Source organism: Enterobacteriaceae bacterium Kacie_13, assembly GCA_013457415.1.
GTDB lineage: Bacteria > Pseudomonadota > Gammaproteobacteria > Enterobacterales > Enterobacteriaceae > Rahnella.
The window spans coordinates 1,780,452-1,792,108 of the sequence record CP045665.1; the positions used below are offsets into that span (position 1 = coordinate 1,780,452).

Sequence of the window (11,657 nt, forward strand, 5' to 3'; positions counted from 1 at the left end):
TCTCAATATTTTTATATTTACTTCTGTTTTTATTATGGGTGCTCTTATGTGGTTAAAACCCTCTTTCCAGATAAAGCTCTTTCTTTATCTGGTGGTTTTATTTGTTTTGCTCTTCTCTGTGGTGGGAGGGTATTACTATCGCGATATTGAACGTCAGTTATATGAGGATATGGGGACCCGCGCAAAAGTGCAGGCCGAGGAAATTGCACTTATTCCTTCACTTATTAGTGCCGTGGAGGAGAAAGATATTTCCGCAATTAACCGTTTAATGAGAAGTATCTCGTCGCGAAGCGATGCCAGCTATATGGTGATCGGTGACGGTAAGGCTATTCATCTGTTTCATTCGATCTATGCTGACCGCGTCGGTAAAACGCTGGTGGGAGATGATAACGTTGAGGTGCTGGCAGGGAAAAGTACTACGACCATCCGCCTCGGTGGCATCGGATTATCATTGCGCAGCAAAGCACCGATCGTAAACAGCGAAGGACGGGTAATTGGTATCGTATCCGTAGGCTATCTCACCAGCCATATCAATAGCCTGACCCTTGAGAAAGTCATCAGTATTCTACTGGCGGCTGCCACGTTGCTACTGGCGCTGTTTACATTCTCATGGTTTTTCTCCCGCTCGATTAAAAAGCAGATGTTCTCGCTGGAACCTCGTGAAATTGGCCTGCTGGTGCGTCAGCAAAAGGCGCTGATGGAGTCTATCTATGAAGGAGTGATTGCCATTGACGACCAATACCGCATCGCGGTGATTAACCAGGCAGCAAAAAAACTGCTGGATCTGGACGCGCCCTCTCGCGAACTGCGGGGCCAGTTACTGGCACAGGTGATTAGGCCAGTCAGTTTCTTTTCACCTGAAGTGATGCTGGAAAAAGATATTCACGACGAAATCTGTCTGTTCAACCACCTGACCGTTATCGCCAGCCGCGTGCGGATCATGCTTGAAGGCCAGTTACAGGGTTGGGTGATCACTTTTCGTGATTGCAGCGATATTGACCGCTTGAGCATTCAGCTCAGCCAGGTGCAGCGGTATGCTGACAATCTGCGAGTTATGCGTCATGAACAGCTTAACTGGACGGCGACTCTGGCGGGTCTGTTGCATATGGGGCGCTATAAGGATGCTATCTGCTACATCGAGGCGCAGTCTGAAAGCATACAAGAATTGCTTGATTTTGTCTCTGCCCGGTTCTGTTCACCTGGCGTTTGCGGGCTTCTGCTGGGGAAATACGCCCGTGCACGTGAAAAGGGTGTCGAACTGGTCTTTGACCCAACCTGCGTACTCACGCGTTTACCCGCGACGCTGAGCGAAACCGAGCTAATGTCGGTCATCGGGAATTTACTCGATAACGCTATTGAGGCCACGTTATTGCGCGGCTGCGATAAAGCGCTGGTAGAGGTCTATATCGTTTCTGGCGCTGATGAATTGGTGATTGAAGTGGCGGATCACGGTGTTGGGATCGCGCAAGAACAGAGGGAAAGAATTTTCTCTCTCGGCGTGACATCTAAACACGAGGGAGACCACGGATTAGGGCTGCATCTGGTCGCCAGCTACGTCCATCGCGCTGGCGGCTTTATTGAAGTCTCTGAGAATTCACCCTCCGGCGCCATTTTCTCCGTTTTTATTCCTGATCATGCCAACCTCGATCGCGGCAACGGTCTTTATCCCCCTCAATTTTCAGAAACCAGGAAACTCTAAATGACACAAGCTGAACTTATTGACGTGATAATTGTGGAAGATGAAAACCAGCTGGCGCAGCTGTATGCCGAGCTGATTGATAATCACCGCTGGCTGCGACTGGTCGGAGTAGCCTATACGTTACGTGAGGCGAAAATACTGATAGAAGAAAAGCGACCGCAACTGTTGCTGCTGGACAATTATCTGCCGGACGGACAGGGGATTTCTTTGCTTGAAAATGACCTGCTGAAAAAAACGAACTGTTCGGTGATTTTCATTACCGCGGCCAGTGACATGAACACCTGTAGTCAGGCAATCCGTAGCGGGGCGTTTGACTACATTCTTAAGCCTGTCTTATGGAATCGTCTGCAACAATCGCTTGAACGTTTCATCCAGTTCAGCCAGACGCAACGTACATGGAAGGTGGTCGATCAGCAACACGTCGATACTCTTTATCAGCTTCAGGCCAAGGATTTTGTGCCGAAAACAGTTAATAAGGGCATTGAAGAAAATACGCTGAATCTCGTACAAGGCATTTTCTCAACTGACGCAGAACATTGTTATTCAGTGGATGATGTGGTGAGCGAAACCCGTCTGAGTAAAACCACTGCGCGACGGTATCTGGAGCACTGTGTGCAGAAGGGGGATTTACGGGTGGAAATGCTTTACGGAAAGATCGGGCACCCGCGCCGGATGTACCGGCGCGCATGAACCGGAGTTACTCGGTCCTCTTCGACTTCGGGTACTTCCACAGCCAGCGGCCGCTGGCCATGCGCCAGTAGAAGAAGACTCCTCGCACGATCCAGTCGAGGAACATGCCGAGCCAGATGCCCACGACGCCGAAACCGAGCACGATCCCAAGGAAATACCCCACGACGATTCGACAGCCCCACATGCCCACCATCGACACGTACATGGTAAAACGGGCATCTCTCGCGCCTTTCAGACCGGCGGGGAGAACCCAGGATGCCGCCCAGAAGGGCATAAACGCGGCATTCAGCCAGATCAGAATTTTGACCACGTCGATGACATCTTCTTCATTAGTGTAAAAACGCGCCAGCAGGCCTGCGAAAGGAACGGACAGAAACGCCAGTACGCACAGTCCGAAGGTCGACAGCCAGAAAATGTGACGCAGCTGGCGCTCGGATTGCGCTATTTGCCCTTTACCCAGACGTGTGCCGACAATGATGGTCGACGCCGAGCCCAGCGCATTTCCCGGCAGGTTGATCAAGGCCGCGATGGAGAAGGCGATAAAGTTACCGGCAATGACATTGGTGCCCATCCCGGCGACGAATACCTGCGTCAGTAATTTCCCACCGTTAAAGAGTACTGATTCGATGCTGGCGGGAATGCCAATGCCCAGTACTTCGCGCAGAATATTGGTATTGAGCGGCAAGAAATAACTTTTTAGCGAGATTTTAAGTGAGGGATTAAAGCCGACCATTAGTACCGCGATGACCGCTATCGCACCGATGTAACGGGCAATGGTCAGCCCGAGACCCGCGCCGATAAAGCCCAGCCCGTGCCAGCCGAAACAACCATAAATCAGCACGCTGCTGATCACCAGATTGAGGATGTTCATGCCGCCGTTCAGCAGCATTGGAATTTTGGTGTTACCTGCACCGCGCAGCGCTCCGGAGCCGATAAGCGCAATTGCCGCCGCCGGATAACTCCAGCTGCTCATTTGCAGATAAGACAGCGCCATTTCTTTGACTTGTGGCTCGGCGTTACCGGCGATCATGTCGATAATCACATGGCCGGAAAACTGGAGTGCGATCGCCAGCAGTACTGCAAAAACAGTCATGATAGCCAGCGACTGTCGCGCCGCAGCACGCGCACGTTCATGATCCAGCTTACCGAGGCTGAAGGCGACCACGACCGTAGTGCCAAGATCCACTGCGGCGAAGAAGGAAATAATGACCATGTTGAAACTGTCTGCCAGCCCGACGCCCGCCATTGCTTCTTTACCCAGCCAGCTGACCAGAAACGTACTCAGGACGCCCATCAGCAGAACGCAGGCATTCTCGAAGAAAATAGGCACAGCGAGGGGCGTGATTTCACGCCAGAACAGGGTGCGGTAAGAACGCCGTTTCGGATACCAGGGCGTGCGCTCGATGGTTTTGCGCAAAGAGACGATGACGTTTTGCAAGAGAATTCCAGATGCCAGAAAGTAGAACAGCGTTTTAATTTATGATGGTAAAAGACTCTGCATTATGCAAAGTCTTTTTTAAGAAGCGGGGTAATTAAAGTGTTAAAAAACAATTATCGGAAAGGCGGTTCGTTAAAGGTACGTAATTTGCGCGAATGCAGATGATCGCCCTCGGCACGCAGCAGGTCGATGGCGCAGATACCTATTTGCAAATGCTCCGAAATTGCCCCTTCATAGAACTTGTTGGCCTGACCCGGAAGCTTGATTTCGCCGTGCAGCGGTTTATCGGAGACGCAGAGCAGGGTGCCGTACGGCACGCGAAAGCGATAACCCTGTGCGGCAATAGTTGCGCTCTCCATATCCACGGCCACAGCGCGGCTGAGATTAAAACGCAGCGCCGAGGCAGCGTAGCGCAGCTCCCAGTTACGGTCATCGGTGGTGACCACCGTCCCGGTGCGCAGACGTTGTTTCACTTCCTCGCCCGGCATACCGCTCATTTTTTTGGTGGCGTCGTACAACGCGCGCTGCACTTCGGCAATGCTCGGGATCGGAATATCCGGTGGCAGGACGGCATCAAGAACGTGATCATCGCGCAGATAAGCGTGTGCCAGAACGTAATCACCGATGGATTGTGTTTCGCGTAATCCGCCGCAGTGACCAATCATCAGCCAGACATGCGGGCGTAATACGGCCAGATGGTCGCAAATGGTTTTAGCATTTGCCGGGCCGACACCGATGTTCACTAACGTTATCCCGGCGCCATCGCGGGCGATAAGATGGTAGGCGGGCATCTGATGTTTTTTCCACGCCAAATCCGAAACGGCCTGTTCAGGATAGAGCGTATCAGCAGTAATAAACACGCTGCCTGCGCAGGCCAGTGCTTCGTACGGACTGTCGGGATCGGCAATTTGTGCGCACGCCCAGCTGACAAACTCATCGACATAACGGGTGTAGTTGGTGAACAACACGTAAGGCTGGAAATGCTCGATCAGCGTCCCGGTGTAATGGCGCAGACGCGCGAGGGAGAAATCAGCACGCAGCGCATTGAAATGAGAGAGCGGGAATGTGTCACCGGGATAATACAGGCCATCCGCGGTTTCATCGCCAATCTGCGAGAGCTCAGTAGTCGGAAAGTGTTTCGCCAGTCCTGCGCTCATTGAGCGATCGAGCATCAAATCGGAACCATCGATCACGTAGGAATAAGGGATCTCTTGCTGCGACGGCACGACCTCAATCACCGCATTGTATTCTTCCTCAAGCAAAGACAGCTGCTCGATCAGGTAACGGTGGAAAAGCTCGGGGTGGGTGATGGTCGTGGCATAACGTCCGGGGTGAGAAAAGCGGCCATAGGCGCGGGTGGGATTTTTCGCAGGGGTCACGCCGTCCCAGCTGACGCGCAGTTCCGGGTAAACGAACAATCCTGCTGCGCGTGCAGCCACGTCCGGCAGCGTGCCCTGAACGATGAAATCTTTAATCGCATCCCGCAGTGCCGCGACCGAGTTATTGTACATTTCTTCGAGTTTATCAATCGCCTCTACAGCGGTAAGGGACTTGTTATCCATACGCTTTTCCTTTTTCTTCATTCATCATCAGGTCACCCTAAATATGGCGTGTCTGGCCGGTGACGCCAATGTTTAATTGGTGCGGGAGGGGTGAAAATTACGCTGCACGGTGTTCAACCCCTGCAATCTGGCATAGCATCAAAAATTACAGGTATAATCCCACCTATTATTCAACGGATTCAGAAACGAACATGACAAAACTTACCTTACAAGAGCAGCTGCTAAAAGCGGGATTAGTGTCCAGCAAAAAAATGGACAAAGTCCAGAGAACGGCAAAAAAATCACGTGTTCAGGCCCGTGAGGCCAGAGAGGCGGTGGAAGAAAATAAAAAGGCGCAACTCGAGCGTGATAAGGAGCTGAGCGAACAACAAAAGCAAGCGGCTTTATCGAAAGAATATAAAGCTCAGGTAAAGCAGCTGATTGAAATGAACAAAATCGATTCAAAAGGCGACATTGGTTTTAACTTCACAGACAATAATTTAATCAAAAAAATCTTTGTGGATAAGACCACTCAGGCGCAGCTCATCAGTGGTCGCCTGGCCATCGCCCGCATGGTGGTGGAGAGCAGCGGTGAGAGTCAGTACGCGATTATCCCCGCCAGCGTTGCCGACAAAATCGCCCAGCGCGATGCAAACAGTATTGTCTTAAACAGTGCGCTGAGTCAGGAAGAGCAGGATGAAGAAGATCCGTATGCTGATTTTAAAGTGCCTGATGATTTGATGTGGTAATCAACGTTTTCAGAACGGGCTGGCATTACGGGCAGTGATACGCTGTTCGCTGACGGGATGCACAAAATGCAGCTCACTGGCATGCAGCATCAGCCGCGGCGTCCGTTCCGTACCCGGCTGGCGGAGGCCACCATACAGGTCGCAGCCTAAAATAGGATGGCCAAGTTGTTGGCAGTGGATACGCAACTGGTGCGTGCGTCCGGTCTCCGGGGTGAGTTCTACCCGCGTCAATGGCAGTAACGTCCCATATTCCAGCCCATGATAAATCCGCTCCGTGACCCGATAACGGGAGCGGGCGGGTTTGCCAGTGACTGCGCAAATCGACATCAGCGGAAACAGCGCCGGATCTTTAGCAATCGCCGCGTCTATCACCCCTTCATCTTCGTCCAGATGCCCGCATAGCAGGGCGCTGTACTCTTTTGTCACCGTGCGGTTGCTGAACTGCTGGCAGAGTGCGGCATTAATTGTCTTATTACGGGCAATCACCATCAACCCGGACGTCCCGAAATCAAGACGGTGGACCAGCGTGCAGCCGGGGAATATCTTTACCAGCCGGTGATGTACCGAATCGAGGTTTTGCGGATTCTTCCCCGAGAGACTGAGCAGCCCGGCGGGTTTGTTGATCAGTACCAGATGTTCGTCCTGATAGAGAATTTCTATCTGGTCATGGCACGGCGGGGCGATAAAGGTATCGATAATTGCAGGCATCAGACTGGCCGTAAACGGAGTGGGTGGCGGATGATAACGAATTTTACGGTGGCTGACGACTCTCGCTCTTCATCGCCTTCCAGAAAATGCAAAAGCAAAAAGCCCGCTTAGTTTCCTAAGCGGGCTTTTCTAATATGGCTCCTCTGACTGGACTCGAACCAGTGACATACGGATTAACAGTCCGCCGTTCTACCGACTGAACTACAGAGGAATCGTTGGAACGGGGCGAATAATAGCGACTGCCCCTGAGCATGTCAAAGGGGAAACTGCATAAATGTGTGCGTTTGCTGATACTTTGGTCAAGTTGTTGAGAATAGAGTCAAAAAGGTGGTTTTTAAGCATGGGAGGACGGAGCAGAGCCCTTCATTCACCAGAGGTTATTAACCCTGCTAATTGATAAGGCTGACCCATAAGAATGCATTATGTTGGTGCAGCAGACATGAAAATACAGAGGCCTCCCTCTTTTGTTTGCTCTGTGCAGGGGCTTATCTGCGGACATCCTTCGATAGTTTTCTCTTATGTTCTGCGGCATTGGCGCGGTCATGCAGGGTTTTTCATCGGCTATCCCGAGACTGGCGCAGATCTTGCTTTTATCAGACCTGCTAATAAATACGCTTTGCGTATAAAAATTCAGTTCAGGGTACCCTTAACCCCGCAAGATGGAGGCAGAGATGAATCTCAGACGTTTAAAGTACTTCGTGAAAATCGTCGATATCGGCAGCCTGACGCAGGCCGCTGAGGTTCTGCATATCGCCCAACCGGCACTGAGCCAGCAACTGGCGACGCTGGAAGGTGAGTTGCAGCAACAATTGCTGATTCGCACCAAGCGCGGCGTGACGCCTACCGAAGCCGGCAATATTCTTTATTCACACGCGCAGGCGATATTGCGCCAGTGCGAGCAGGCGCATTGCGCGGTGAGCAGCGCAGGGCAGTCGCTGAGCGGGCAGGTGTCCGTCGGTCTAGCGCCGGGAACAGCCGCCTCGCAACTGGCGTTGCCCTTGCTGCAAGCCGTCCGCGAGCAGCATCCGGGCATTTTGTTATATCTCAATGAAAACTTTGGCACGGCGCTGGGCGAACTGGTACTTGATGGCCGCATGGACATGGCTGTGTTGTACGGTGCGCCCCCCGAAATCGGGCTGCGCAGCCAGCCGCTGATGAAAGAAGATCTTTATCTTGTCGGCACGTACGCCGTACCGAATCCGGGAAAATATGTTGATCTGAGCGATGTGGCCAAGCTGAATCTGTTCATGCCCCGTTCTTATAATGTGATGCGTCGTCTGGTGGATGATGCGATGGCGATACGCCGTCTGAGTGCCAACGTAATTGGTGAAATCGAATCCTCAGCGACACTCACCGCCGCGGTGGCCAGTGGTCTGGGCGCCACTATTCTGCCGGAATCCGCCGCGCGTGCAATGACTGGCCCGGCGAAAGCCTGGATGTCGTGCATCAGCAGTCCGGCGATTCAGGTGCCGTTATCCCTATGCGTATCAGAAACGCTGGCGCTGTCTCAGGAAGCGATGGCGGTGAAGAAAATCCTGTTGGGGCTGGTTTCGGTGCAAACGGTACCGGTGCTGGAACCCTTGTTGGCGGCGAGCTGAACACGAAAAAATGGGCGATCACCGATCGCCCATTTGATTTTCCCCGGTCAGGAGTGACCGTAATAACCAAGACTACTTACAGGCTTTTATTTCCTTCCATTGCGACCACTCCCAGTGAAGTCCGGGTTACCGGGTTCATTGTTCTGGGTCCAATAGTTAGCCAGATACTCCTTGCCTTTCCACACAACGCTTTCACCACCGTACTCGATTTTCTGTACATCCTTATTATTCGTATAGGTTTTCCCGAGCCGGTATCCGGCAATGGTTACAGCTGCGACATCCCGGTCAGCTGATAAGAAGCCACATTGTTTTCCCTGCCGTCAGAGACGGTCAGTTTGCAGGAATACTGCGTTTTCACTTTCACCGTCGGGGCAACAAAACTGATACTGTCGCGGTCAGTAACCTCAAACGTGGTGCCGTTTGCCTGACTTTCCACATCACCAATTGGCCCGATCAGCCTGGCGACTGGCGCGACGTGGGTGTCCGCTGATGCTGGCGTTGGATCCGGGGCGGGCGTCGGGTCCGGCACAGGTGTGACCGGTTATGCTTTACCGGGGACATCCACAATTTTCACGTTAACCTGATTGTTTAACTAATAAAATATAAACATCTTTCATCACAAATTACGTGGGATGTTTTGCTGTGTCGTTAATTAAATAATTTATTATCATTGGTAAATTTCTACGGTTTTGAGTGAAGAGATGATTTGATTGACGCCCCGAATTTTGATGGTTCGGGTAAAAAAGTTTGCGTAGGTTTTCAATGTTTCATGATGAATGTCGTCGGGCAAGGTAAACTTCACGAGTTTGCTATGCCGCTGTTCAATAAAATACTCAGCCACTTTAGCCGGGAATATCGCGATCATTTCACTGCGTTCGATGGCGGCGATGATGCCATTGAGCGAGGAAGAGTTGTATACCACTTTGCGCATGTTAGCTTTTTCATTTTTAATATTCTGGTTATTAACTGATATCAGTTTCTTAGCCTGACCTTCACTATGACAATATACGGCATGAGGTAAAGTATAATAATGCGACAGCGTAAAGATTTTCTGTGAAGCCAGTAAACAGCTGTCGCTGCACACAACGACGAAATCATCGACCGAGTCAATTTCCACCGAGGTAATACTGTTGTGATGTAGCGGGAAGTTGCTCAGAACAATATCATTGCCCGATTGCAGAAGGTTTCTTACACACTCATCATGATTAAACAGAGTCGCATTGGTGAACGCGAACAGCGTTCCCTGTAAATCATTTTGTTGATGCAGGCGTTGAAAATAAAAACTTTCGATCAAATCGGAACACATGACTCTGACAGATGACACTGTTTTTTCCTGATTTTTGGCCTTGTGCACCACATCATCAATAATGCACATGGCGTATGAAAAAGACTCATGAATATCCAATGCAGTTTGTGTGGGTTTCATCCCCTGAGCCGTGCGTATAAAAAGCTCGACGCCTATGTAACGTTGCAGCTTATTAATTGAAAGACTCACTGCAGAAATCGACAGTTCCAGTTTTTCCGCAGCCCGTGAAAGACTGCCTGAGATAATCACTTCATTCATTATCTTGATCAGATTATAATCAAATTCGTTTACTTTTTCGTAATTCATTACTTTTCTCCGTAACACAGATAAGGAGCCCGCATCATTCGCATTGTGACGCTACAAATAAAGTAAAAAAATTTTAAAATATCAGAGTATTGCTATGAATCGCTATGAATTGATAACCCTGCTAAATTAATTATTAGCAGGGGAAATGATGTTTACATCACAAGTTAAATCTGCGACTCCGGCGAGTAGTATAAATTTTTCTTATGTTTAGGTGTTGCTTAAATGAACACGACCTTTCATCCAGCCATAGATAAAAGATTCATTACTGGCTTTATTTTCCGCCAGATCCAGATAACGCTGTCCCTGACTGCAATTGAGTGAAGTGACCAGTACGGCATCGCCTTCCGGGCCTCTCACTTTCAGGAAATTTGATAACGCATCCAGCGTCATCGGCCCTATTTTTCCATCTACGTTGATGTCAGGATAATATAGGCCTTGTTGATTGTAGGCGTTGAGCCAGCGTTGTAGCCACTTAATGCCTACGGAAGGGCCCATATTGGTTCCCGTATCACATAGTTCGAGCGCCAGCGCTGGAGATAATGCATACACTTTATCGAAACCGGGCTGATACCAGTAATTTTTCTCAAGAATGGCATAAGCCTGATCTCGGGTTAACTGTTCCATATCTCCGGTATAGCCAGAATCCCGTGCGGTTTTCTCAGTGATCCCCCAATGGGTTGCACCGCCCGGGTCGTCTGGATGATTTACATAACCACCTTCATTATCCAGTATTACATCAATCACAGGATTACTCATGGTAAGGCCCTCGGAATAGTTATAGTTTCAAAGCAAGATACGCACCAATACCAATTAAAACCAGTGAAGCGAGCATGATTAATAACAATGGCTTAAAAGATAGTTTGCGTTTAGGGATCTTTTCCTGAATAACATCGATACTTACTGACGTATTTACCCGAATTCCTGATTTAGGCACGGTGATAAATAGTTCATCCAGCCCGAGTGATTTGAGATCACGACGAATTAAATATAACGTCTGGGTCAGGCTGGCATCACTGGTAAACGTACTTCTGGCGCCCCACAAGGCATAGGATATCGCTGATTTCTCTATCACTTCATCTTTTGCATGCTCAATAATGAAACTAAGGCAACGAGATCTCATTGTCGTGAGTTTAATATTCATACCATTATTTAATGTTTTGAGTTCTTTCGTTCCTTCATTAAATACATATTGACCATTAATAAGATAAACACTCATCTTTCAACTCTCTCCGGGTCGGTGACAGAACTTATCATAAATCCAATTTTCGATAGGATTTATCGTATCTGGTTTTTTAAAATTCACCATGATCAATGAGAGTAATATGACTAATTTTAGATAAGTTGTGATCTGTTATGAAATTTTATGACCATCTTGAGTAAATCTAAAAAGCTTTTTGAGTTGTCAGTGAATTGTAAATAATAAAAAAAGAATAATTCAAGATGAGTTTATAATTTTGTTAACATCATTAGTGTCACGAAATTGTTGCTGTCGGCTCAGGATGTCTTCCACTCTATGCTGGTGTTTTAATCGACAAAATCACCGTTCGTTCACCCTCTTTGCCATTTACAGAACTATCAGAATTACAACTGATGTTCATTTACATCACATCATTACCGTCATA

The 11,657-nt window shown here is 49.3% G+C and carries 10 protein-coding genes, 1 tRNA gene and 1 pseudogene; 4 read left to right on the forward strand and 8 right to left on the reverse strand.

The genetic code is table 11. From position 1 onward, the window contains the following. Positions 1–46: 46 nt before the first annotated feature. Both GE278_08085 and GE278_08090 read left to right on the forward strand, forming a co-directional pair. Positions 47–1,699, forward strand: coding sequence for a GHKL domain-containing protein (locus GE278_08085; GenBank protein QLK60725.1), 1,653 nt, complete (start codon positions 47–49; stop codon positions 1,697–1,699). Continuing rightward, positions 1,700–2,389 carry a response regulator gene (locus tag GE278_08090; protein QLK60726.1) on the forward strand — a complete coding sequence of 230 codons (690 nt, stop codon included), beginning with the start codon at positions 1,700–1,702 and terminating at the stop codon, positions 2,387–2,389. 7 nt (positions 2,390–2,396) lie between these two features. Here the strand turns inward: GE278_08090 and GE278_08095 are convergent, their stop codons facing one another. Further along, positions 2,397–3,827: an EmmdR/YeeO family multidrug/toxin efflux MATE transporter gene (locus GE278_08095; protein ID QLK60727.1), complete on the reverse strand. Its 1,431-nt coding sequence runs from the start codon at positions 3,825–3,827 to the stop codon at positions 2,397–2,399. Between the two features lie 113 nt (positions 3,828–3,940). Next, positions 3,941–5,389, reverse strand: a complete 1,449-nt coding sequence (locus tag GE278_08100) for an AMP nucleosidase (protein ID QLK60728.1) — start codon at positions 5,387–5,389, stop codon at positions 3,941–3,943. Between the two features lie 191 nt (positions 5,390–5,580). Here GE278_08100 and GE278_08105 point away from each other — a divergent pair, with 191 nt between their 5' ends. Continuing rightward, positions 5,581–6,117, forward strand: a complete 537-nt coding sequence (locus GE278_08105) for a DUF2058 family protein (protein ID QLK63240.1) — start codon at positions 5,581–5,583, stop codon at positions 6,115–6,117. Positions 6,118–6,126: 9 nt separating this feature from the next. On the opposite strand, the gene GE278_08110 is transcribed toward GE278_08105, so the two are convergent. Both GE278_08110 and GE278_08115 read right to left on the reverse strand, forming a co-directional pair. Next, the gene (locus tag GE278_08110) at positions 6,127–6,825 is read right to left on the reverse strand and encodes an RluA family pseudouridine synthase (protein QLK60729.1); all 699 of its coding nucleotides are present in this window, start codon (positions 6,823–6,825) and stop codon (positions 6,127–6,129) included. A 135-nt stretch (positions 6,826–6,960) separates the two neighbouring features. Continuing rightward, positions 6,961–7,036: transfer RNA gene (locus GE278_08115), tRNA-Asn, on the reverse strand. A 460-nt stretch (positions 7,037–7,496) separates the two neighbouring features. Here GE278_08115 and nac point away from each other — a divergent pair. After that, positions 7,497–8,423: a nitrogen assimilation transcriptional regulator gene (nac, locus tag GE278_08120; protein ID QLK60730.1), complete on the forward strand. Its 927-nt coding sequence runs from the start codon at positions 7,497–7,499 to the stop codon at positions 8,421–8,423. A 72-nt stretch (positions 8,424–8,495) separates the two neighbouring features. On the opposite strand, the pseudogene GE278_08125 reads toward nac, so the two are convergent. The 4 genes and pseudogenes from GE278_08125 to GE278_08140 all read right to left on the reverse strand — a co-directional run bounded on the left by GE278_08125 (position 8,496) and on the right by GE278_08140 (position 11,251). Continuing rightward, positions 8,496–8,997 (reverse strand): annotated as a pseudogene (locus GE278_08125) (hypothetical protein). A 93-nt stretch (positions 8,998–9,090) separates the two neighbouring features. Next, positions 9,091–10,035, reverse strand: coding sequence for a LysR family transcriptional regulator (locus GE278_08130; GenBank protein QLK60731.1), 945 nt, complete (start codon positions 10,033–10,035; stop codon positions 9,091–9,093). A 207-nt stretch (positions 10,036–10,242) separates the two neighbouring features. Next, on the reverse strand, positions 10,243–10,791 hold the full coding sequence (locus GE278_08135) for a hypothetical protein (protein ID QLK60732.1): 549 nt from the start codon (positions 10,789–10,791) through the stop codon (positions 10,243–10,245). Between the two features lie 19 nt (positions 10,792–10,810). Further along, on the reverse strand, positions 10,811–11,251 hold the full coding sequence (locus GE278_08140) for a transcriptional regulator (GenBank protein ID QLK60733.1): 441 nt from the start codon (positions 11,249–11,251) through the stop codon (positions 10,811–10,813). Positions 11,252–11,657: the final 406 nt, after the last annotated feature.